23 protein-coding genes are annotated in these 23,173 nt (G+C 30.1%); 3 read left to right on the top strand and 20 right to left on the bottom strand.

All coding sequences use genetic code 11. From position 1 onward, the window contains the following. Positions 1 to 81 precede the first annotated feature (81 nt). From J3R86_RS02915 to J3R86_RS02900, 4 genes are all read right to left on the bottom strand, one after another. The gene (locus tag J3R86_RS02915; protein WP_207518500.1) at positions 82 to 627 is read right to left on the bottom strand and encodes a GNAT family N-acetyltransferase; all 546 of its coding nucleotides are present in this window, start codon (positions 625 to 627) and stop codon (positions 82 to 84) included. A 183-nt stretch (positions 628 to 810) separates the two neighbouring features. After that, positions 811 to 1,110: a hypothetical protein gene (locus tag J3R86_RS02910; protein ID WP_207517985.1), complete on the bottom strand. Its 300-nt coding sequence runs from the start codon at positions 1,108 to 1,110 to the stop codon at positions 811 to 813. Positions 1,111 to 1,262: 152 nt separating this feature from the next. Beyond that, entirely contained in the window at positions 1,263 to 1,613 is a 351-nt protein-coding gene (locus J3R86_RS02905; RefSeq protein ID WP_207517984.1) for an SA0632 family lipoprotein, read from the bottom strand. 66 nt (positions 1,614 to 1,679) lie between these two features. Beyond that, on the bottom strand, positions 1,680 to 2,123 hold the full coding sequence (locus J3R86_RS02900) for a GNAT family N-acetyltransferase (protein ID WP_207517983.1): 444 nt from the start codon (positions 2,121 to 2,123) through the stop codon (positions 1,680 to 1,682). Positions 2,124 to 2,247: 124 nt separating this feature from the next. Between J3R86_RS02900 and J3R86_RS02895 the strand changes: the two genes are divergently transcribed. Beyond that, entirely contained in the window at positions 2,248 to 2,937 is a 690-nt protein-coding gene (locus J3R86_RS02895; RefSeq protein WP_207517982.1) for a DUF1129 family protein, read from the top strand. Between the two features lie 125 nt (positions 2,938 to 3,062). Here the strand turns inward: J3R86_RS02895 and J3R86_RS02890 are convergent, their stop codons facing one another. The 4 genes from J3R86_RS02890 to J3R86_RS02875 all read right to left on the bottom strand — a co-directional run bounded on the left by J3R86_RS02890 (position 3,063) and on the right by J3R86_RS02875 (position 6,571). Next, complete coding sequence (locus J3R86_RS02890) at positions 3,063 to 3,551, bottom strand: DUF456 domain-containing protein (protein WP_207517981.1); 489 nt, start codon at positions 3,549 to 3,551, stop codon at positions 3,063 to 3,065. Then, entirely contained in the window at positions 3,548 to 4,762 is a 1,215-nt protein-coding gene (locus J3R86_RS02885; protein ID WP_207517980.1) for a sugar efflux transporter, read from the bottom strand. Before J3R86_RS02885 ends, J3R86_RS02890 begins: the two co-directional genes overlap by 4 nt. Before the next feature lie 207 nt (positions 4,763 to 4,969). Beyond that, entirely contained in the window at positions 4,970 to 5,824 is an 855-nt protein-coding gene (locus tag J3R86_RS02880; protein ID WP_207517979.1) for a LysR family transcriptional regulator, read from the bottom strand. A 102-nt stretch (positions 5,825 to 5,926) separates the two neighbouring features. Next, entirely contained in the window at positions 5,927 to 6,571 is a 645-nt protein-coding gene (locus J3R86_RS02875; protein WP_207517978.1) for a ribonuclease FAU-1 family protein, read from the bottom strand. A 203-nt stretch (positions 6,572 to 6,774) separates the two neighbouring features. On the opposite strand from J3R86_RS02875, the gene J3R86_RS02870 reads away from it, so the two are divergent. After that, positions 6,775 to 7,881, top strand: coding sequence for a 5-methyltetrahydropteroyltriglutamate--homocysteine S-methyltransferase (locus J3R86_RS02870; RefSeq protein WP_207517977.1), 1,107 nt, complete (start codon positions 6,775 to 6,777; stop codon positions 7,879 to 7,881). Between the two features lie 225 nt (positions 7,882 to 8,106). Here J3R86_RS02870 and J3R86_RS02865 read toward each other — a convergent pair whose 3' ends face one another. The 5 genes from J3R86_RS02865 to J3R86_RS02845 all read right to left on the bottom strand — a co-directional run bounded on the left by J3R86_RS02865 (position 8,107) and on the right by J3R86_RS02845 (position 12,944). Continuing rightward, positions 8,107 to 8,580 carry a cupin domain-containing protein gene (locus J3R86_RS02865; RefSeq protein WP_207517976.1) on the bottom strand — a complete coding sequence of 158 codons (474 nt, stop codon included), beginning with the start codon at positions 8,578 to 8,580 and terminating at the stop codon, positions 8,107 to 8,109. After that, positions 8,580 to 9,296 (bottom strand): YebC/PmpR family DNA-binding transcriptional regulator, encoded by a 717-nt coding sequence (locus tag J3R86_RS02860; protein ID WP_207517975.1) that lies wholly within the window; start codon positions 9,294 to 9,296, stop codon positions 8,580 to 8,582. Before J3R86_RS02860 ends, J3R86_RS02865 begins: the two co-directional genes overlap by 1 nt. 156 nt (positions 9,297 to 9,452) lie before the next feature. Then, a complete protein-coding gene (locus J3R86_RS02855) occupies positions 9,453 to 9,812 on the bottom strand; it encodes a transcriptional regulator, SarA/Rot family (protein WP_207517974.1) in 360 nt (119 codons plus the stop codon). 134 nt (positions 9,813 to 9,946) lie between these two features. After that, complete coding sequence (locus tag J3R86_RS02850) at positions 9,947 to 12,100, bottom strand: helix-turn-helix transcriptional regulator (RefSeq protein WP_207517973.1); 2,154 nt, start codon at positions 12,098 to 12,100, stop codon at positions 9,947 to 9,949. Positions 12,101 to 12,299: 199 nt separating this feature from the next. Then, the gene (locus J3R86_RS02845; RefSeq protein WP_207517972.1) at positions 12,300 to 12,944 is read right to left on the bottom strand and encodes a Bax inhibitor-1/YccA family protein; all 645 of its coding nucleotides are present in this window, start codon (positions 12,942 to 12,944) and stop codon (positions 12,300 to 12,302) included. A gap of 358 nt (positions 12,945 to 13,302) precedes the next feature. On the opposite strand from J3R86_RS02845, the gene J3R86_RS02840 reads away from it, so the two are divergent. Further along, the gene (locus J3R86_RS02840) at positions 13,303 to 14,106 is read left to right on the top strand and encodes a LysM peptidoglycan-binding domain-containing protein (RefSeq protein ID WP_207517971.1); all 804 of its coding nucleotides are present in this window, start codon (positions 13,303 to 13,305) and stop codon (positions 14,104 to 14,106) included. Positions 14,107 to 14,633: 527 nt separating this feature from the next. Here the strand turns inward: J3R86_RS02840 and ltrA are convergent. The 7 genes from ltrA to graR form a co-directional block, all read right to left on the bottom strand. After that, complete coding sequence (ltrA, locus tag J3R86_RS02835) at positions 14,634 to 15,920, bottom strand: group II intron reverse transcriptase/maturase (protein ID WP_207518488.1); 1,287 nt, start codon at positions 15,918 to 15,920, stop codon at positions 14,634 to 14,636. Between the two features lie 569 nt (positions 15,921 to 16,489). Beyond that, positions 16,490 to 17,500: an inorganic phosphate transporter gene (locus tag J3R86_RS02830; protein ID WP_207517970.1), complete on the bottom strand. Its 1,011-nt coding sequence runs from the start codon at positions 17,498 to 17,500 to the stop codon at positions 16,490 to 16,492. Positions 17,501 to 17,514: 14 nt separating this feature from the next. Beyond that, entirely contained in the window at positions 17,515 to 18,132 is a 618-nt protein-coding gene (locus J3R86_RS02825; RefSeq protein WP_002463951.1) for a DUF47 domain-containing protein, read from the bottom strand. A gap of 556 nt (positions 18,133 to 18,688) precedes the next feature. After that, positions 18,689 to 20,578 carry an FtsX-like permease family protein gene (locus J3R86_RS02820; protein WP_207517969.1) on the bottom strand — a complete coding sequence of 630 codons (1,890 nt, stop codon included), beginning with the start codon at positions 20,576 to 20,578 and terminating at the stop codon, positions 18,689 to 18,691. Then, the gene (vraF, locus tag J3R86_RS02815; RefSeq protein ID WP_207517968.1) at positions 20,568 to 21,329 is read right to left on the bottom strand and encodes an ABC transporter ATP-binding protein; all 762 of its coding nucleotides are present in this window, start codon (positions 21,327 to 21,329) and stop codon (positions 20,568 to 20,570) included. Before vraF ends, J3R86_RS02820 begins: the two co-directional genes overlap by 11 nt. Positions 21,330 to 21,457: 128 nt before the next feature. Then, positions 21,458 to 22,498, bottom strand: a complete 1,041-nt coding sequence (graS, locus tag J3R86_RS02810; RefSeq protein WP_207517967.1) for a sensor histidine kinase — start codon at positions 22,496 to 22,498, stop codon at positions 21,458 to 21,460. Next, positions 22,491 to 23,165 (bottom strand): response regulator transcription factor, encoded by a 675-nt coding sequence (gene graR, locus J3R86_RS02805; RefSeq protein ID WP_207517966.1) that lies wholly within the window; start codon positions 23,163 to 23,165, stop codon positions 22,491 to 22,493. The genes graS and graR overlap by 8 nt, the downstream gene beginning before the upstream one ends. Positions 23,166 to 23,173 lie beyond the last annotated feature (8 nt).

Here is a 23,173-nt window from a genome sequence, read left to right as displayed (position 1 = left end):
AAATTAAAGGTTAACAACTCCTATGTTGTTACTCGCTTTTTAGTATTTTGATAAACAGACTAACAAAAAATTACAAATCCACTATAATGATGTCAATTTCAAGTAATATCTCACTTGTCGTTTAAGTGGATGGTATTTGCTAAGTTCTGGTAATTCAAAATGGTCATAATAATGCATTCCTAACTTTTCCATAACTCTAATAGACGCTTGATTAGCTTGAGCTGTAAAACTATAAATGTCACCAATATGATGTTCCCTTGCCAAATTAATCACAGCTTGTGCACCTTCAGTAGCTAAGCCCTGCCCCCAATATTCAGGTAATAATCTCCATCCAATTTCATATAATGGTAATTCACTAAATGGATAGTCACTATAATCTGGTATATAATTCAAACCGATAAAGCCAATCCATTGTCGATTAGCTTTATACTCAACAGCAAACAAACCAATGCCGTGGTCTTTAATCATATTATCCATTGTTCTTAAATCAAGCTCTGACCTTCTATAGCTTAATAGACTCGGAAAATATTTTCTCACTTGATAATTGGCATTCATTTGTTGAAATGGTAGTAAATCACTTTCCTGCCAATCTCTTAGAATCAAGTGTTCAGTTTCAGCGTAAATCATATTATCCCCTTCCACATGTCCATCCTAACTCTTATTTAACTTTAGATACGATTAAAAAAATAGTTCTTTATTGCTTAAGACTGCTCAACAAAGTGAGTAATTATTTATCAGTCCAATTAGGAAAAGAACTTAAAAAAACACAAAATTGATTACTTAAACAATTTTGTGTTCATCTCTTTGTCATTATTCAGACTTAGTGACGTACGTTATTAATTCAACATGCACTGGTATTTCTTTTAAATGTTCTCTTTGAGACTTTGGTGCCGTAAATGTTGCATCGATAAAATCATGTTGATGATTTAAATGATAAGTAGCAACAAAAGTATCTGTATCAGATTCAAAATTTGGTAATTGTGCCACAACACGTTTAATTTCTCCTGTAGAATCAACAATTGTACGTCCAGTGATATTTTCTAATTCTCTACCTAATTCTGGTAAAGTTATGTTTTGGCCTTCTAAAATATTAAAATCTTGCTCGTGCATGATTAATCTCTCCTCTTCATACATTTTATATTAAAAATGTAATTATCTTAGTAATATGAATTGATTTCTCTTTATAATTTAATAATCATTTACCCCTATTAAATTATCATGAAACGTCGAATCGGCATGCTAAGTTAATACATAAAGTATTATTAGTTCTTATCTTTATACTGTTGCTGTTTAGAACCTTCTTTATTAGATTTATGTGTTTTAGTATGTTGTTTATCATTGTCTTTGTTAGATGATACATTGTCGTCTTTAGATGGATCTTCTTCTGAACTAGAATCAACTGATGATAATCCGTTAACCTCTTTTTCAAGCTCTTTTTGTTTGTCATCAAGTTTATCTTTTTCTTTTGTTAATTTATCTTTCTTCTCTTTTAACTTTTTATTTTCCTTTTGTAGACTATTAATTTCCTTTTCCAAAGATACTTTTTCTTGGCTTTTACCACAACCAGCTAATAGCAACATTGCCGAAAGAACAATTACAATATATTTTGTCATAGCGAACTCCTTCACTTCTTATAAATCCATTTTATTTTAACATGAATTATCTGACTTTCCATAATGCTATGTTAAATGTTTTGTCATAATGACATGACTTACGTCATAGCCTAAATGATTATTCAATGCAATCATATCTTCATTAGTACTATTAATTGTGCCTGAGATTTGTTTTGCATGATGTTCTATACCCCATTGTTCAACTTGTTTTTTTAATTGTGTAGCTAAACCTCTACTACGATACCATTCATTTACATATAACATTTCAATTTGTACGTTCATTGTCACTTTGTCTAAATGTGCCCAAATAAATGCTATAAGTTGTTGATGTTCTTCAATGATGTATATCTTATCTTTGTCATTTTGCAATCTTGAAACTATCATTTCATATCTTAAAGCAATACTTAAAGATGAAGCGTGGTAATGGGCTTCAAACTTGTCTAGCATATGTTCTTGTATCGTTGCCATATGCCATAAATAATCACTTTCTGATATATTGATTTCTCGCATTTTTTCAACTCCAATAATAACTATTATAATTAATGTAGTAATATGATATGATTAATTTTATTAATATTTTAGAAAAAGACAACTAATTTAATTTAAAGTTGTTAAAAGGAGCGCTTATATAGCAATGAAAAGTACTGCTCAATTAACAAAAGAAAATAATGTTAAATCTTTAAGATTAAGCAATACAGATAGAGAAATTTTCGAAAACTATATGACATATGTGCGTTCTGATTTTCGTGTAAATCCATATGATACAGAATTGATGATAAATAAAATTCTCAAACAACTATTAAGTGCCGAACAACATGGTTTATTAGCTTTAGACTTCTTCAATCACGATCCTAAAGCACATGCCAAAAAAGAATTAAAAGCTTTACCAAATGAAACTTTCAGAAATATTTTTAAATATATTTTTCAACATATCATTTTACTTATTGGTATTGTTAGTTTTTTAAAGGGCTTTTTAGGCTTTTTCATGGAGAAAAATGGCGCAACTTTATATTTATATGCCTTTCCCTTTTCTGTATTGATTGGATTAATTATCGTCTATTTATTTATCTGGATAAGTTGCAAGACGATTCAATTACAATGCTTTAATAATTCAAATTGGGTATGGATATTTACCTACTTAGTTATCATCTTATTAATCGTAGGGTTTTTTTATGTCTTTTTCATACCTCAATCTTTACTAGCTTTTGGACCACATGTAAAAGTAAGTAATTGGCTATTTATTTTATTATCTTTTATCATTATTCCGCTTGGATTATACATTGAAAATCATGTGATAAATAAGCATACTAATACTTTTTTATAACATGTCGACTTAAAAATTTCATACAATATTTTCACAAAATTAAAAAGCTTATCGCATATGAGTAGGTATATGTTAACGAGAAATCTTTCTCTGCTTTAATATATACCATCATGCAATAAGCTTTTTTAATTGATCAAAACTGCGTCTATAATAAACCATACAATCATTATTAACATTATCAATGCTTGGGCAAAACTACTCGCTAGAAAAGCCACAATTGAACCAAAACTTATTTTCAACGCTGTAGTTACTTCAATACCTTGCAGTAATTCAACAATAAAAACACAAATAAAAGGAATAATGATAATGCCAAATGGTGGAAGTACAAAACATCCTATGATAATACCTACTAACGCAGCATACTCACCTAACTTTGAACCTCCAAATCGATTAACAAAATAACGATTCATTAAGAAATCAGCTAGTAATATTAAAATCGTAAATATAGTCATAGATACATAAAAAATCCATGATAAATGCCCATTATGGAAACCGAATTGATAGATTATAAATCCTATCCATAATACTAAAACTGAAGGGATGAGTGGTTTGATTAAACCTATAAATACTAAAATGAAACAACTGGTAATTAATAGCCATAATATAAGCATCATGAGTCAATCACATCCTCTTCAGTGATTTTTTGGTCTTTGGTAAAGTAAATTAATACTATGCCTAAAACAATAGATGATGCTGATACAAAAAAGACATTTTCTAAACCAACCCAATGACTCATAGCCCCACCTAATAAATTACCACACAATTGTCCAATGACCATGGCATTAGCAAATAATGTTGAAGCATAACCCGGGAAATCAGGTAAGATATCTTGGAAATAACTAATTCCTAACCCTAGTAAAATAGCTAAAAAGATTGCTAAGAATACTTGACCTGCCAACATCATGTAAAAGTTTTTAAATACGCCTATGCTAAAGTAAAATAATCCACCGAATAATGCGCCATAAATCAGTAGTGTTCGAGTCTGTAACTTAGAAGATAAGACACCTAAAATAATCATAAATGGTACTTCTAAACCAGCACACAAACTGGCTAAATAGCCTACATGTGCTTCACTTTCTTTTAAATAGTCAGTAACAAATAATGGCATATTCATCGTATACATCCACTGTCCAATATGTAATAAAATAAATGCAATAAATGGAACTAATAGGGCTTTGTCTTTGAGCATATTTGGTGCTGTAGTTTCAATATGCTGCTTTGTAGTTATATGTTGTTTAATATTTAAATTTTTATAGAACAGTACTTGTAAAATTAAAGTGAATAAAATAATACTAATTGTTCCACCAAAGAGGCCGGCATATCCTTTCATGGAAATTAATTGTGCACCGATAAAAGGTCCAAATAAAAATCCAAGTGAAAACATTGATCTTAGTACAGTGTTAGCAAACTTCGCCCTATCTTTTGAGCTAGAAACGTTAATTGATTCTCTAGCTGAAGCATAAAGTTGTGGCATGGCAGGTGCATATAACCCTTGAAAAAAAGCATATAACACAATAAATAACCAAATACTATGTACATAAAAATAAATAGAAAAGCCAATCGCACCCATAAGTAGTGCAGTAATAATTAACACTTTTCTATTCAAATTATGTGTATCTGAAAATCGAGCTATAATAGAATTAACTGTAAACTGACTTATTGCAGCTAACGCTAGCAAAAGCCCATATTGATTTGTTGTCATACCCAAGTCTTTCGTAGCAAATAATACTAAATATGGAATTGTAACAGCCATTCCCATACCAAGTAAAAACATATTTACAACAAATAACTTATAATTTTTTATTTGTAGTAGTGCTAAGAACATTTTAAAACCCTTTCCTAAAGCTGCTTTTTCATTTATAAGAAATATTTATATTAATGTGACAATAGCTCCAGCATTTATCAACTTGATAATTAATATATTAAAAATCAACCTTCATAACTAATAGTTGTTATCATTCTTATATTATTACAACTATTTGTTTATATATCACTATCATATGTATAACAGTTTAAAATAATTAATAGTCAACTATCTTACATAATTAGTCATTAAATTAACAAATGATTCTATTTGTGGAAGCTGTAACATACTAGGATCATAACTCATAAATGTTGAACGTATTAAAGGTTCATTATCTATTTCTACTTTTTCAAATTCAAATTGCTCTCTATCAATATTCTTCATCATTATTTCTGGTAAAATCGTTACACCAACACCACTTATTAACATTTCTTTACAAGTAGCCACTTGGTCAACTGTAATAGTTGCATGATAATCTTGTTCTAAATTATCGTTATACCATTGTTTTATTTGATTAATATAAATAGGATCTGCCTGAAATTCAATAAAAGGTAATTTTGTTACTTCAGCTCTTCTATTTTTGGGAAAGATAAAATAATGATCATCATTAAATAGATGTGTGTTAGATAAATTCATCACTTTGTTACCACGAGTGATAATGACATGATAGTCTCGATGATTCGCCTTGATTTGTTCTGTTGATCCTACTTGTACTTGAATTTCTACATTTGGAAATTGCGTATTATATAAACTCAGTACTTCTGGTAATAATGTTTGACCAATTAACGATGAACATCCTATTGAAATTGTACCATTAACTTCCCCAATATGTGCCTGCATTTTGTCGAAAAACAAACGTTCTCTTTTTAACATATCTTTAGCATGTTCAATGATCATTGTACCTTCAGTTGTTGTTATTAACTGTTTTTTCGTTCTAATAAAGATTTCAACACCGAAGGAACTCTCTATAGCTTTTAATCTCTGTGTTACTGCTGGTTGAGAAATATATAAAATTTCTGCAGCTTTGCGTAACGTCTTAGTTTCATCTAACGTTATTAGTAAACGATAATCTTCAATCTTCATAACTTCCCCCTAAAATTATTCATTCTTTATCTACTTACCATTTAATTTGAATTTCATTGTATGAACGAATAATTACTACACAATTAATCTTTAAAGCTATATTCATTTATTATGCTGTTTAGTTTTACTTTTTTTGTGCGCTTTTGATTTAAAATGATGTGGTTTAAAACTTTTATGTTTTTCTTTTTCATCTTGTTTGGTCACATGTTTTTGGGCTTTATTATTTATTTTATTAAAACAGTACATAATCTTCTTTTGGAATTGTTCAAAATCCTCTGATAGCTCTGCCATAATTTGATGGGCAATCATATATGCTTCATGAAATTGTTTTTTAGTAATTTGTTTATTTTCAAATGCTGCTAATAAATCATCTTCATCGACTAATTCGAATTGTCCGCTTGGTAGTGCTAAAACATCTAAACATAAATCAACTGTCCTTGCATTACCTTTTTGAGTTATATTTTTAATATTAATATCAAAATAATATTCAAGCGGGTTGCCATTATTATCGAACATGACCGTTATACTATATCGCTTTTTTTCAGGTAAAATTTGTAACCACTGATAATTATCATCTGCAACTACAATATTTTGTCCTACTACCGTCACCTCTAAAGGTTCACGTACTTTTTTCATCGTGACCAAGCCTATAATACCCTTAAATCTATTATTATTAACTTTTACCTCTGTATATTCTCTATCAATCAGGCGACGCCAGTGACGTTTATCTATATATTTTACTTTCACAGTCACCAACTCCTTGTCATTATTATATTAAACTACTTTATCAATGTCATCTTATGTAGTTATTTATCATTCACTCTGTTAAAATATTTATTTTTATTTTACTACAAATCTGACTAATTTACTTAAAATTGACAATAATTGCATGATTTGATAAATTAGCTTTATTATATTTTCTGAAAATTCAAAATAAAGGAGTGCTATATATGTCATTACGACCATTTAGAGCTGATCATGTAGGAAGTTTATTACGTCCACAAAGATTAAAAGATGCACGTGTACAATTTCAACAAGGAATAATAAGCAAGAATACTTTAACTAAAATTGAAAACGAAGAAATTATAAAAGTGATTAACAAGCAATTGGAAGTTGGTTTACATAGTATCACTGACGGTGAATTCAGAAGAAGTTGGTGGCACTTTGACTTTTTAGAACATTTATATGGTGTTAAAGGTTACTTACCACAAGATGGTTTACAATTTGAAGGTGTTGAAACACGTAAATATAACGTAAAAATTACAGATAAAGTAGCTTATAATCCACATCATCCTCATTTTGAACACTTTATTTTCTTAAGAGATCAATTGGATGGTCGAGCAGAAGCAAAAGTTGCCATCCCAAGTCCAAATCAACTATTTCATCCTAATATTTTAAATGAACAAATCTATCCAAATATCGATGATTTTGTAAATGACATAGCATATGCTTATCATAAAACATTGCAACATTTTTATGATTTAGGTGCAAGATACATACAAATAGATGATGTATATTGGGCTGGATTAACAGACGGCACTCAAAAAGTAAGAGGTAGGAAACGTACTGAAGAAGAAAAAGTCTTTGCACGACAATTAGCTTATCAAGTTATTAATAAAGCTGTGGATGGTTTACCTAATGATTTATTACTAACGACTCATATTTGTCGTGGCAACTATCAATCTACTTGGGCAATTTCTGGTGGTTATAATGCTATCGCTCCATTTTTATTTAAAGAACATATTCAAGGTTTCTTTTTAGAATATGATGATGATCGTTCAGGCGATTTTGAACCATTGAAGCATTTCCCTAGTAAAGACGCTTATGCTGTATTAGGATTAATTACATCTAAAAATGGGCAATTAGAAGATAAAGATCAAATTAAAGCACGAATCAAAGAAGCTCAACACTATATTCCTTTGGATCACATTTGTTTGAGTCCACAATGTGGGTTTGCATCAACAGAAGAAGGAAATCATTTAACTGAAGAACAGCAATGGCAAAAATTGGCATATGTTGTTGAACTAGCTGAAGAAATCTTTGGTACTGCTGAATAAATGTTCATCATACCATTACTCGTTACTTTCCAATTAGACTTCAACTATAACAATAAGACCCTGGGACAAAATGTATTTTAAACTTAAATTTAAGCATTTGGCAGTAACTGTCTGGTTTGTAAAATGGTGATTTATCAACGTTTTACAAACCTAGTCAGTCTTGCCGGGGTGGGATTACGAAATAATTTGTTTTGAAATAATTATTTCTATCCCACTCCCTTATTGTTATTTTTCTTTTAGTGCATATTGTTGAATAATTTGTGTTAAATGTGGATACATATCAATTAATTGTTGTTGTTCAAATAACTCGAAATGCTCGAACTCAAAAGCTGGTTGACACATACATCCTACTAAACAATAGTCATTTTGTTGCTCTACTGATGAAGCAAATATTGTTCCTTTAGGTACTAGGAATTGCAATACATCCCCATTTTGTATATTAGGACCAAGTTGAGCAGTACGATAGTCGCCTTCTGGTGTTATCATATGCACAGTCAGTGAGTCACCTGCATGATAATACCATACTTCATCTGCATCGATACGATGAAAATGTGAAATGTTATCATGCGTCAATAAAAAGTAAATGCTACTAAATGGCGCTCTTTGATTATTATTTTCTCTAACAGTCTCTTTATAGTATCCACCTTCAGGATGTTCTGTTAATTGTAATTCATCAATCCATTGTTGTGCATTTTTCATTATTTCAAATCCACATTATGGAATACATTTTGAACATCTTCTAAATCTTCTAATGCATCAATTAATTTTTCAAAAGTTGCTTGGTCATCTTCTGATAATTCAATATCAGTTTGTGGTAACATTTCAAATTCAGCAACTTTAAATTCTTCAACACCAGATTGACGAAGTGCGTCTTGAACTTGTGCAAATTGATCAGGCTCAGCATAAACAATTGTTAAGCCATTATCATCTACTACATCTTTTACGTCTACATCGTTGTCCATTAAAGTTTCTAAAATTTCATCAACTGATTTGCCTTCGATACCAAAAGTTGCAACATGATCAAACATATAAGCAACAGAACCAGATACACCCATGTTACCACCATTTTTACCAAATGCTGCACGTACATCAGACGCAGTACGGTTAACATTATTAGTTAAGGCATCTACGATTAACATTGAACCACTTGGGCCAAATCCTTCATATCTTAAATGATCATAATTTTCGTCACCTGCACCTTTAGCTTTATCTATCGCTTTCTCGATAATATGATTAGGTACAGAATATGTTTTTGCGCGCTCTAGAACTAATCTTAAAGCTTGGTTTGATTCAGGGTTAGGTTCACCTGATTTAGCTGCTACATATATTTCTTTACCAAATTTGGCATATATTCTACTAGTATTTTTATCTTTTTGGGCTTTCTTTTCTTTAATGTTATTCCATTTACGACCCATAATGTCATCTCACTTTCGCTCTGATTAATTAACATTATATATTATACATGAAATTTTAGAGTTTACATACATATAGTTATTAATAATCTGCGACTATTTATCATGTTAGCAACCAAAAAATGTGTCGATAAGCATATTGCCCTCGACACGAAATAGTTAAATATTTAAAAATTGTTCTACATCATCAAATAACGCATCAAACTTAGTCACATCTTCATCATTCATAAAGATATAAATTTTGCGCTCATCTTTTGATGATCTAACCTTACTCAAACGTTCTTTCTCAATTAATCTTCTGATAGAAACTAACAACTTGGTTCTACTTAAATCTAACTCTGTCATAGCAGTTTTCAAAAATGTTTGCATCAATATTTTTTCATCTTTGCAATACTTTATTGTCAAATTCAACACTGCTAAATCATTAAGAGATAGTTTATACTTTTTATCAATATATTCAGATAATGATTTATATTGTTTATAGAATCCAAGTAATGTTTCTAATTTCTCTGTGTTCAACGTCTTGCACCCCCAAATATATGTAGACAATGCTTACTCTACTATTATCTTAAATTTCATAGTTGTTGTCGTTCGTCTTTGTTTTAAATGCATTGTCAAAATTACTAACAAATATAAATTGAGTTGTGCAATACTTACTTTGTCTTCTTCATTATTTTCACAACATAAAGCGCGTTAAATGATACATCCAGTTTTAATGAACCTTGACTAAAATCATGTTCTTTTATTTCTATAGCTGGTTTAAAATAATTATCTACTTTGGCAAGTAAATCTGTATTCCATTCGTATTTATCTCTTAAATCTTTTGAAATCAAATGATTAATATTCCCACTATTTTCATCAAAAGTTTCTATAATAATTAAATACTTATCATCTAACATATTATCTTTAAAATTAATATAAATTTCACTATCATCAATTGTCGTATTTAAACTTTCTTGCTCTATAACTCTCCAATCATATACTACAAGGCAATAATAATCCGCTACGTCAATAATAGAATAATAGTTACTATCGTATTTAGCACGTGATACTGAGTATAAAAATTTAGAAAATATTAAGCCTAATGTTGTCTTAAAACCATTTTTATCATATAAATGCATCGTATTAGCCTGATTGTTATCAAAAATATTCAAGCCAAATCCATCAAAGTTATCATATAAAGCATTTAAAGTTTTATTAATGAGCGGCGCACTGTTACTTAAGTCTCGATCTTTATCATTTAATAATTTATGATTTTCAATATTAAGTAAAATTAAATGTTCATTTTCTAAATCGAAGTGTTCGAGTACTTGCTTTAAATTTTTGAATTGAAGCGTATTTCTTAACAATAATTCATCTGTTTTCTTTGTTAAATAAGGATACTGTAACATGTCGTTATCTATAAATAGATTATCAAATTTCAATCTTTTTATTTGAGACTCTAAAGTCTTAAATAAATTTATATTTTCCATTAAACAGCTGATATTTAGTCCTAGTTTATAATTGATACGTAAATTTTGTATTTTTAAAATTGTTCGATAAATATTTCTTATTTCCATTTGTCCTAAATCAAAAATAAAATGAACTTCATAGTTGTCATATTTCTTAATATTTAAATAACCATTGTGCTCAATAATAGTTAAAAATAACTGCTCTATATAATGAATTTTGTCAATTTCTTCTATATTAAATGCAATGTTTAAGCCATTTTGTATAATTGTCCTGACAATTTCAGCTCTTTGTTCATCGGTAAATGTATTTTGACTGTCAATAATTGATGGCATAATAAAAAATGTCACTTGACTATCAGCAGTAATAAATCTTTTGAAAATACCTTCTAAAAAAACTAATTTCATTTCAGTTATAGTATTAACTTGAATAACTGTTTGAAAAGGTTTAGCTGCATTTAATTCTTCTACATCAATATGTATGACATCTGTTAAACGATTTTTATAATGATTTATATAATATAAAATATCTTTCCTTAATTCTGTTGTCTGTGATTCTGTTAACCGTTCTACTTGTAAGCCACTTTTTTTATTTAATTTCGATAATTTACGATAATCATTGGGAGTCACACCTATATAGTTTTTAAACATCTTGGCATATGTAGAACTGTTACTAAAACCAAGGTATCCACTGATATAACTTATAGTATGATCTGAGGTTAATAATATTTCTATAGACTCTCCAATTTTTAAGGTATCTACATATTTCTTAAACCCCATACCCATCATCACTCGAAATTGTGATGACAAATTTGATTTAGAAACAAACAATTCGTCAGCAACTTCTTGTAAAGTCAATCTTTCATGAACATGTTCATAAATATAATCTAATTCTTCTTTAAGGTCACCATAATAGGCATAATTATATTGATTTTGAGCAGTCTCTTTATCCATAGCTGCTTCAGTAGCAATAATAGTCACAATGCTTTTTATTTTAGCAATATCTTCATCTTTTAACGGTTTCTTTTCTAATGAACGATAAATTAAAGTTAGCAATAAGCATTTAAGTTTATAGGAAGATTTAATTAAATTAGCAGTATAATGATAATCAAAAAAGGAAAAGCCAAGCTCTGTAAACCAGTCACTACTTATATAAAACATGATAGTCTTACTATTTTTATTAATACTATAGACATCTAAATGATTAATGATAAAGATATCGTCAGTAACCGTTGTACTTTTACGAAATTTTTGTAAATTCATTTCGTCTTCAATTGGCCAAAATAACACAATACCATCTTGGCAACGTGTTGTAGCATACTCATTGTTAGTGAGCATATGCAAAACTGAATCTGCCATAATTTTACCTCTTCCTTTTTTAATAACTAATTTAAAAATCATTTCCTATAATATTTAACTTATTTATTTAAATATAAATTTAACACAACATTAATGACTAATCAAAAATAAAATTTTACATAAAATGTTTAGAAGATATACATTTTTAATATTATTTATGTTTTATTTATAAAATCAACCCTAATAATTATGATTTTCTTTACCTTTTAAAAGTATTCGCTAATCTTAAAATATCTTTAATAATATTCAATAAATTAATAAACAAGTTGAAACCCATTTCTCTTGGAGAAAATTGTCCTCGTTTTAAACGATTAAAATCATATAACGTATACATCAAAAATAACAATAAGCTTACAACTGTGATTACAGTATAAAAAATAGGATTATGCAGGAAAAAACCTATTAAACTTGCAATAATTAAGGCAATTAATGTCACAAATAGATATTTTCCTATACTTGATGCATCGCCAATCACAAAATAACCAATAATACCAAAAGCAATAAATGCGATGATAGCTAAAGCAATATTTTTATAGAAAACATCTGGTCCCAAATTTTGTAGATAAGTGGTAAAGGTTGCATATGATAACACCCCTACTACTATGGCATAAATATGAGAAATAATTAGTCCATATCGTCTTGCGCGTTTTATTACCAATGTAGCTAAAATTAGTAATAATAAGCCAAATGACAATGGTTGACGCCAACTATTTGGTAAATATTGACCAAAGTAACAACCAATACCAAAAATAATCCAATAATACATGAAATATAACCAAACTTTACTATACACATGACTTGTTACCTTTTGACTATGACTTTGTTGCTTTGAAGTATTAACCATAAAAAAACTCCTTTTATATTGATAGGTATGCCAAATTTTACAATAACATTAACTATATCAAAAGCAATAAAAAGCTATTTCTAACAAAAATTGCTACTGACTAATATTACAAATTTCACAAAAATTATAATAGAGTTTTTGTGAAAACGCTCTAATAACGCATTAAATCAGTACTTGTTAAATTTTATGCTTGATACAATAAATGTTAATAATATTACAAGATAATAACATTCCACACAAAGCTAGTATTTTTTGTTAGTATGGATAGCGTAATAAAAAACAAAAAAAATCTATTTACTATATAAATTGATTTATAAAAATTTCAAATTAGTAAATCTTATTTTTAGGAGGAGTCCCTTTGAAAAAATTAGCATTTGCAGTAACAGCAACATCAGGTGCAGCAGCTTTTTTAGCACACCATGATGCACAAGCATCTACACAACATACCGTACAATCTGGTGAGTCTTTATGGAGTATTGCTCAACAATACAACACATCAGTAGAAAGTATTAAACAAAATAACCAATTAGATAATAACCTAGTATTTCCTGGTCAAGTTATTTCTGTAGGTGGGAGTGATGTTCAAGGCACATCAAACACTTCTTCACAAAACGGATCATCAGCATCTTCTCACACAGTACAAACAGGCGAATCTTTAAATATTATTGCTAGCCGCTATGGTGTATCAGTTGATGAATTGATGTCAGCAAATAATTTAAATGGTTATTTAATTATGCCAAATCAAACATTACAAATACCAAATGGTGGTGCTGGTGGTACTACTACACCAACAACAAATAATAATGGTAATTATTCTTCACCTTCATTTAGTCATCAAAATTTATATACAGCAGGACAATGTACTTGGTATGTATTCGATCGTCGTGCGCAAGCTGGCAATCCAATTAGTACTTATTGGTCAGATGCAAAATTCTGGGCTGCAAATGCAGCTAATGATGGTTATCAAGTAGATAGCAACCCTACTGTTGGATCAATTATGCAAAGCACACCTGGTCCATATGGTCACGTTTCTTACGTTGAACGAGTTAATGGTGACGGTAGTATTCTAATTTCTGAAATGAACTATACAAACGGACCTTACAATACTGATTATCGTACTATTCCCGCATCTGAAGTATCAAGCTATGCATTTATTCACTAATATATAAACAATTAAAGGTCCTCTATTTTCTAGGACTGATAAATAAAAAATGAATAATATAATATATAAATTATATTGAAGCCGAGACTCCTGAGGGAGCAGTGCTAGTCGAAGACTACAGGCTGAGATAGCACCCTCGGAACGCGAGGCATGTAAAAATAATTATGTATCAGTCCAATTTGGTAGAGAACCCAATTAAACTAACAACATCTTGTAATAGATATTGTTAGTTTTTTTATATTCAATATTTGATATAATTTATTAATTTTCAATTATTGATTACAAACATTAATTGTTACTTATCTATTTAATTAATCAAATTTCATTAATCATCATATAGTTATATAAATATAATACGCTTTTTTATTACTTTGCACAAATATAAATTTAATTAAACGCAATATAATTAAAAATACATATATACATTGTAAACAATATTTGAATTTTACAAATCGAGTAGGAGGATAACCATTATTTGATTATCCGTCCTCTCACACCACCGAGCGTACGGTTCCGTACTCGGCGGTTCAATATCTTGCGTAAGCCGTCTCTGCGAGTTGGGTTAATGGTTCTAACCCCCACTTGTAGAGACGTTTTGTTGTAAGTGCACGATGAACTTCATGCGTTGATGATAAGCGCCAGTATTTCTTTCTTGAATTGGCAATTTTCATTGCACTCTTATGGTCAAGTCCATACTTACGTAACATCTTATATTTGGTTTTTATTCTTTTCCATCTTTTGAGGATTAGTTGTCTAATGCGTCGGTTTAACCATGATTGTAACTTCGTTACAAAACCTGTAATAAATCCTTTACCAAAGTAATTTATCCACCCTCGTGTTACTTGATTAATTTCTGATATAATCTCTTTAAAGGTACCTGGTCTATTTCGTTTCGTTAGACGTCTTAAGGTGCGTTTTAAATTTCTTCTTGCTTCCATAGTCGGTCTGAAACGATAAGTGCCATTTACTTTGGTCATTAGACAACTCAAGAACTTTAAACGTGTGATAGAACCTACCTTGCTCTTTTCACTATTTACAATAAGTTTAAGGTCTTTTTCGATAAACTTTGTCACACTTTCCATGACACGTTGACCCGCTCGTTTTGTACGTACAAAGATGACGAAGTCATCTGCATAACGAACAAAGCGATGACCACGTTTCTCCAATTCATTATCTAATTCGTGAAGATAAATATTACAAAGTAACGGGGAAATAACACCACCTTGCGGTGCACCTATTTCTCTACTTCGATAATTACCATTGAGGTCGATTGCACCAACCTGTAGGCTTCTACGAATAAATTTAGAAATGGCTTTATCTTGAACATGTCGTTCAAATAGATACATTAATTTATCATGGTTCAACATATCAAAGCACTGTTTTAAATCACAATCAACTGCAACTAAGTAACCTTCTTCATAGTATGTTGCACATTCTTTAAGTGCAGTTCCTGTACTACGATTCGGTCTAAAGCCATGACTGTGTTTTGAGAAAGTACGGTCGATACTAGGTTCAATGACTTGTTTAATGGCTTGTTGGATAACTCTGTCTCTTGCGACAGGGATTCCAAGCACGCGCTTTTTCCCATTTGATTTAGGTATTTCAACCTTTCTTACTGCTTGTGGCTTATACGTGCCATCAAGCAGTTTTTGTTTAATTTGTGGAAAGTATTTTGCGAAATGTGATGTTAATTCACTTACTCGCATGCCATCGATGCCAGGTGCACCGTTGTTTTTCTTCACTTTCTTAATTGCTTTTTGTATATTATTCTCTCTTACAACAAGCTCCATCATAGATGGAGACTCACGATACATTTCTTTCATTTCACCTAAGATTTACTGTACGCACTCATATATCCTTTTTCGTTCCACTACTTATCTTTCTATGAGTTGCCAATCATTAATTGTATTCTGTACGTTGTAAATCTCTAACCTCCATTCTTTACTTTGTATGAATATTGTTCAGTCCTTCAGTATTTCTACCTACTATGACCTCTGCTGACTTCTCATCATTCGTTATTACTACGATTTTTTTTATCGCTGATGAGACCTCCCCGGGTAAGAGTAACCACTTTCCACTCATTCCACTGCATCATTTACTATATAGAACTCGGGTAGTATCGGACTTTATCTTGTATTGCAGATTCATCCATTCCACATAGCCTTGTATGATATTTCTGTTCGTCAGTGCGAGTGTTTGCGTCCGACTTCCTTCAGATTCCATTTCACAATGGACACCCTTGTCTTTCGCTAACAGTTCCTACTACCAAGCCTGTAACGGACTTTCACCGTCTAGTAATTACCCATGCCGGGCGCACAATAAATAGCCTATAGAAATCGCATGATTTGCTTGATTTCTATAGGCCTTAAATTTATTCAATCGATTATCGTAAGAATAAATGTAATAATAAGTATAACAATGCTGCTAAGATAGCTGAAATAGGTAACGTGATTACCCATGTAACAATCATTCTTTGTGCCGTACTCCATTTAACACCTTTCGCACGGTTTGATGCACCAACACCTAGGATTGATGATGACACAACATGTGTTGTTGATAATGGGAAATGTAATGATGAAGCAACGAAAATCGTCAATGCTGATGATAAATCTGCTGCAGCACCATTTGCTGGTCTGATTTTCATAATATTACCACCAACTGTTTTGATGATTTTCCAACCACCAATCGCTGTACCAAGCCCCATCGCTGTAGCACAGGCTACTTTAACCCAAACTTGAGGTTCTACACTACTACCATTTTGCACACCAGCAACTATCAATGCTAATGTAATGATACCCATAGACTTCTGAGCATCATTTGTACCATGTGAGAATGATTGCAATGCTGCTGTGAAAATTTGGAAAAATCTAAAGTTACGGTTTGCTCTCGTTAAATTAGCATTTTTAAAAATAACTTTAAAAATTGAATACATCATAAAACCAACACAAAATGCAATAACTGGCGAAACAATTAAGACGATAATAATTTTCGTGAATCCTTGATAATGAAGAACGTTAAAAGATCCTTCAGCCATTATTGCTGCTCCGGCAATGGAACCAATTAATGCATGTGATGATGAACTTGGTATTCCATAAAACCATGTTAATAAATTCCAAACAATAGCTGCTAATATAGCTGCTAATACAACAACTAAACCATGTTGTAATTTAAAAGGGTCTACAATATCTTTAGTAATTGTCCCCGCTACACCTGTAAATGTTAATGCTCCGATAAAGTTCATCACTGCTGCCATTAAAATTGCTGTTTTCGGTGTCAAAGCTCTAGTTGAAACCGCAGTTGCAACTGCATTTGCTGTATCATGGAAACCATTAATAAAGTCAAATACTAGTGAAAATATAACTACAGCTATAGTGACGATTAATAAATACGACATAAATATAACTCCCCTTAGCTATTTTTCATAATTATAGTTTCAAAATTATTGGCTACTATTTGACATTTATCAGCGATTTCTTCCATACTCTCATAAATATCTTTGATTTTAATTAATGTGATTGGATCTGTTTCACTATTAAAGATATGTTTAATTGATTGTCTTAAAATACCATCACAATTTGTTTCAAACTCTTTAATATTAATTGAATGTATACGCATATGTGAAAGTTTTTTATCTACTAATAATCCAACAGCTAATTTCATTTCTGCTACTGCTTTTTGGATATTATCAACAAATTCAGCCATATATTCATCAGTATATTCAATTGAATACATTTCAAACATAGCTGCAGTCTCTTCAATAGCATCTAAAACATCATCAATTGCATCACATAAAGATAAAATATCTTCACGTTCAATTGGTGTAATAAATGTTTGATTTAAATCAGTAATAACTTGATGTACTAACTCATCACCATGAGATTCATACGTTTTTATGTTATCAGAATAAGCTTTCAAATCTAAATGTGTATTGAATTCCATCTTACCAAATTCAATTGCAGCACGATCTAGATTGAATACCATTTCTTCTAATTGAACCATAAACTTGTCTTTTTTCTTACTAAACATTTAAAATCCTCCATTTAAGCGATTGGTGGCCAATCACAATCCTTTATAATTTGTGTTAATACACAACATGTCATTCTGGGTTTTAAGTTATTAATATTCTAAATCTAAAATGATATATCTTTATCAAGAGCTAAACCGTGTATTTATGTATTCCACTATTTGCCCTTATATGAAAATATCACAAAATTTACAATCCTACAATTCTATTTACAAATTCTTAACAAACACGCAATGAAATATTTACACTTAGACTTAACATATAAATTTAAAGTGTTAACTTTAACTGCCATTAAATGTTTATAGACTAGTTTCATAATTGTTAACTTTATGAAAACTTTATAAAATCAACATTAACATTGTTATGCTATTATTTAAATTAATATCTTTTCTTCATTAGAGAATATAATCTTAATTCTCAATTCAAAAAGATTTATTACACCTAATTTATAATCGTACGACAGCTTATCAACTAAAAAAATTCGAGGCGATTTCGTCATATGTACGAATGTCTCGAATTTCAAATTATAACAATAGCTATCATTTATTCTGTTGTTCACTATATAGAATGTCTGATTGTTCTCTTAGAATGGTTATATGCAGTTATAGCAAATATTGCATATATACATGTGTAAATAATCATGACAATAAATATAGGGCGCTGGTTATCAGTTCCCATCACCTTCATATATGCTAATGATGCAAAGTAAGCATGTGATAACGCTATAATTAATGGTAAACCAAAATTAAACATTATTTTCAATTTTAATCCTTTAGCCATATCTTTTTGTGTAAAGCCCAGTTTTCTTAAAATAATATAATTATCAAGTTCGTCTTCAGTTTCATCAATTTGTTTAATATAAATAATACAACTTACTGCGATTAAAAATGAAATACCTAAGAATGAAGTTACAAATAATAAAATTCCAGTTAATCCAGATAAACTATTGGCCGCTTCACTTTTAGTTTGAATATTTTTATTAACACTATTTTTAGCCATCTCTAATGCTACAGCATCTTTTTTATGTGTTAAATCGAAGCCATATTGCGATACGATATTTTTCGTTTTGGCATACATTCTTAATTTTTGAAAATCGTGATCATTAAGTACAAATGTAGGCCCACCTCGATCTACACTGCTCATAAAATAAATTTTATCTATATCTTTATGTACTGTTATATTAAGATGATGTTTTTTTGTTCCCAGAACTGCCTGACCATGGTCTTTATGTTTAACTAGTTCTTTAATCGCACCTTCTGCTACAAGTAAATCGGCCTGACCTCTTTTTACATCTGTATTGGGAATGTATTTATCGCTTGTAACCGTTACTTGATAAGGTTCTTTCATTTTAATGTCAAATAATTTATCTTTATATAACTTGGTATAAACTACTTCTTTATAATTATAATAATGCGCTATTTTCCTATTATTTAATTCATAAGCTAAATTATTGGCTTGTTGTTGATCTTTAAGTGTGACATCATGCGGAGAATTATAGAGTAATTCACTCGCTAATGACGCTCTACTAATAGCTGCAAAGCATAATACGGACACAGTTATAGCAGAAATGATAGCCATCACTGTTAGTGAGAATGCATTTTTCTTAATTCTATACATAATAGAAGAAGTAAACATTACATCACTTACACTTATTATTCCTCGTCTAATTTTTTTTACTGTTTTAAACGCTAATGCCACAGAACTTTTGAAAAATAAGTAAGCACCAATAACAGATGCTAACAATATAAATAATAATACACCCACCGAATCATAATATTTTACGATATTTAATGATAGATAGTAACCGGCTAAAATTAATACTACACCTAACAATCCTAATATAATCTCACCATAAGTCATTTTATGATGCTCTATTTCTTTAGAATTAAAATCATTAGATAACTCAGTGATCGATTTTTTCATAATGTAAATAAAATTTTGCAATGTAGTTAATAGATATGCAATACCAATTAACAATAACGTATCTAAAATAGCTTTAATACTAAAAATTACAGGAACTTTGGCTTTAACAGCTAATATTCTCAATACAATCATTAACAATATTTTAGATCCAAAGATACCAATAATAATCCCAAGTATCGCTGTAATTCCAAATAATAATAACTGTTCAAACATTAAAATATAAATGATATTGAGCTTTGATAAACCTAATGTTTGAAAAAGTGATAATTCATAACTTCTACGTTTAATAAATAATACATTAGCATATAATAGGAAAGCCATGATGATAACAAATAGAAAGTAGCTTCCTACTTGAGACCCCTCTTTAATGATTGGGTAATTCTCATGAGTATTTAATTTATGTGCATATTTCAACGTCACAAAACTAAAATGTAATACTACACTAATAACAATCGAAAAGAGATAAATAGCATAATGCGGTAAATTTTGTTTGAAATTTTTAAAAATGATTTCGTTAAAACTCATAATTAACGCCACCTAATACACTTTGAACCCTCATTATTTCTTTATAAAACGTTTGTTTATCATCTTCTCCTTGATATAATTCTGTAAAGATTTGTCCATCTTTTAACATGATTACTCTGTTAGCATAACTGGCAGCGACTGGATCATGCGTCACCATTATAATCGTCGTATTGATTAATTCATTGACTTTAGTTAATCTTTTTAATAAATCTTGAGTACTTTTCGAATCTAACGCACCTGTAGGTTCATCCGCAAAGATAATCGACGGCATCGTTATAAATGCTCTAGCTGCAGAGGTTCTTTGTCTTTGTCCTCCCGACAACTCTGAAGGATATTTATCACTCACATCTTTAATATTAAGTGCTTGTGCAATTTGATCATATCTATTAAGCATCACTTCTTTACTTACTTTCTGGACAGATAGTGGTAACATAATGTTTTCTTTCACTGTCAAAGTATGTAATAAATTATAGTCTTGAAATATAAAACCGATATCATGTTTTCTCATTTCTGATAATGCTTTGTTCGATAATTTCTCTAATTGTTGACCTTTTAATATGATTGAGCCCTGTGTTATATAATCAATAGAGCTTAATACATTTAATAATGTCGTCTTGCCAGAACCTGATGGCCCCATTATTGCCACAAACTCACCTTCATCAACTGACATATTAATATCTTTTAGCACAGCTTGCACCATATTTTTATTGCCATATGTTTTAGTTAATTGTTTTACTTCTAAAATTGTCACTTTAACACTCCTAAGCACTTATATATTGCTCATCATTTCCAAGATGCCATTGAAATATGGTCACTTGTAGTTTACTTTATTATACAACTTGCCACTATCCCTAATAACAAATGTAACAAAACGCATGTTTAAAGTGACCCATTCATCACTTGTGACATGCGTTTTACAATTTCGTTTTGCAATGGGAAAATGATTTTGACGCGCGTTCCTTTACCTACTTCAGATGCTATATCTACTTCGATTCCTAATTGCTTTTTGACACTATCAACTAAATACAAGCCCATACCAGATGATGTTGTTTCATTTCTATTTGCTGTAGATGTAAATCCTCTATCAAATATTCTAGGCATATCTTTACTACTAATACCTCTACCATGGTCAGTTATTATAAGGACAACATGATCATCTACTAATTGAGTTTCAATTTCTACGTTATAATTTTCACTATATTTAAGTGAATTAGATAAAATCTGTCTAATAATCATGCGACACCACTTAACATCAGTATATACAAAGTCATCTACTGCAAAATCAACATCAAAACCAATACCTTTAACTTGACTAATATGTCTTGTTAATTGTATTTCGTCGATGACCATGCGTTTTAATGATACATGATCAAAATACATATCCTTATGTTGTGATTCCAATCTAGTTATATACAATTGAGTATCTAACATGGTATTAATGCGTGACCACTCATACAGTAGTGCTTTCTTGCGCTCAACGTCTTTTTCTTGATCAATAAGTAACTTAAGCGCAGTTACAGGTGTTTTAATATCATGAACAAATTCAGTTATTGTCTGTTCGTGTAAGTTTAGTTGTAATTGTTGACTGACTACTTTATCTTTATGATTTGAAATTTGACGATATAAATAATCTACTGTATGACGCTGAAAAGGTGTTTCTGCCAAATCTTTATGCTTTATTTCCTCAATTTCTTTATCTTTATCGAAATGCTTAAATAGCTTTACCTCTTTAAAGAAAATCAAAATAATAAAAATTACTGTTAAACTTAAATTAAGTGATACAATATAGCACACACTATCTATTGAAATATCATAATCTATAAAACTGATAGCAAGCATAATGACATTTAAAAAGATAATCCAAAGTATCCAAGTTATACGTGATTTAAGAAATTGACCAAACCATTTCAAATTACTCATGAGCCATATATCCTTTACCTACTTTAGTCTCGATTGCAGTATCCATCTTAATCTCAGCTAATTTTTTACGTAACCGATTAACATTAACAGTTAACGTATTATCACTTACAAATGCTTCATCATCCCACAATGCTGTAATAATGGTATCACGTGACACGACTTGATTCTTTTTAGTGATTAAAATTTCTAAAATAATCATTTCTGTTTTAGATAAAAATATCGTCTGTTCACCCTTTTGAATACTATCTTTAGACAAATCTACTGTTGCATCTTGCCATGTTAATGTTCTTTTTTCTTCAGCTGTAAATTCATAAACACGACGATAAATGGCTTGCAATTTTGCTATTAAGACATTGGTATGGAATGGTTTTTGCATGTAATCATCAGCACCTAGTTCCATACTCATAACTTGATCCATTGGGTTATCTCGTGATGATAAAAAAAGTATCGGAACATTAGAAACTTCTCTCATTTTTCTACACCAATAAAATCCATCATATTTTGGCAATTGAACATCTAGTATGACAATTTCGGGGTTAAATTTATCAAAAGAATCCATGACTTTTCCAAAATCATCAATACCATTAACGTTAAAATTCCATTGTTCTAATTCTTTTTTTAGTTCTTGAAATAAGGTATTATCATCCTCGACTAACAATATTTGCATTAATCTCA

This window comes from Staphylococcus simiae, assembly GCF_017357005.1.
GTDB classification, from domain to species: Bacteria; Bacillota; Bacilli; order Staphylococcales; family Staphylococcaceae; genus Staphylococcus; species Staphylococcus simiae_A.
This window is presented reverse-complemented; position numbering and strand designations above follow the sequence as displayed.

Coding starts and splice junctions, on each gene's coding strand:
- J3R86_RS02905 (WP_207517984.1), bottom strand. CDS start 1,613: ATGACAAAATATATTGTAATTGTTCTTTCGGCAATGTTGCTATTAGCT.
- J3R86_RS02820 (WP_207517969.1), bottom strand. CDS start 20,578: ATGAGTTTTAACGAAATCATTTTTAAAAATTTCAAACAAAATTTACCG.
- graR (WP_207517966.1), bottom strand. CDS start 23,165: ATGCAAATATTGTTAGTCGAGGATGATAATACCTTATTTCAAGAACTA.
- J3R86_RS02910 (WP_207517985.1), bottom strand. CDS start 1,110: ATGCACGAGCAAGATTTTAATATTTTAGAAGGCCAAAACATAACTTTA.
- J3R86_RS02915 (WP_207518500.1), bottom strand. CDS start 627: ATGATTTACGCTGAAACTGAACACTTGATTCTAAGAGATTGGCAGGAA.
- graS (WP_207517967.1), bottom strand. CDS start 22,498: ATGAGTAATTTGAAATGGTTTGGTCAATTTCTTAAATCACGTATAACT.
- ltrA (WP_207518488.1), bottom strand. CDS start 15,920: ATGTATCGTGAGTCTCCATCTATGATGGAGCTTGTTGTAAGAGAGAAT.
- J3R86_RS02870 (WP_207517977.1), top strand. CDS start 6,775: ATGTCATTACGACCATTTAGAGCTGATCATGTAGGAAGTTTATTACGT.
- J3R86_RS02890 (WP_207517981.1), bottom strand. CDS start 3,551: ATGATGCTTATATTATGGCTATTAATTACCAGTTGTTTCATTTTAGTA.
- J3R86_RS02825 (WP_002463951.1), bottom strand. CDS start 18,132: ATGTTTAGTAAGAAAAAAGACAAGTTTATGGTTCAATTAGAAGAAATG.
- J3R86_RS02885 (WP_207517980.1), bottom strand. CDS start 4,762: ATGTTCTTAGCACTACTACAAATAAAAAATTATAAGTTATTTGTTGTA.
- J3R86_RS02830 (WP_207517970.1), bottom strand. CDS start 17,500: ATGTCGTATTTATTAATCGTCACTATAGCTGTAGTTATATTTTCACTA.
- J3R86_RS02860 (WP_207517975.1), bottom strand. CDS start 9,296: ATGGGTCGTAAATGGAATAACATTAAAGAAAAGAAAGCCCAAAAAGAT.
- J3R86_RS02845 (WP_207517972.1), bottom strand. CDS start 12,944: ATGGTTAATACTTCAAAGCAACAAAGTCATAGTCAAAAGGTAACAAGT.
- J3R86_RS02895 (WP_207517982.1), top strand. CDS start 2,248: ATGAAAAGTACTGCTCAATTAACAAAAGAAAATAATGTTAAATCTTTA.
- J3R86_RS02880 (WP_207517979.1), bottom strand. CDS start 5,824: ATGAAGATTGAAGATTATCGTTTACTAATAACGTTAGATGAAACTAAG.
- J3R86_RS02850 (WP_207517973.1), bottom strand. CDS start 12,100: ATGGCAGATTCAGTTTTGCATATGCTCACTAACAATGAGTATGCTACA.
- J3R86_RS02865 (WP_207517976.1), bottom strand. CDS start 8,580: ATGAAAAATGCACAACAATGGATTGATGAATTACAATTAACAGAACAT.
- J3R86_RS02900 (WP_207517983.1), bottom strand. CDS start 2,123: ATGCGAGAAATCAATATATCAGAAAGTGATTATTTATGGCATATGGCA.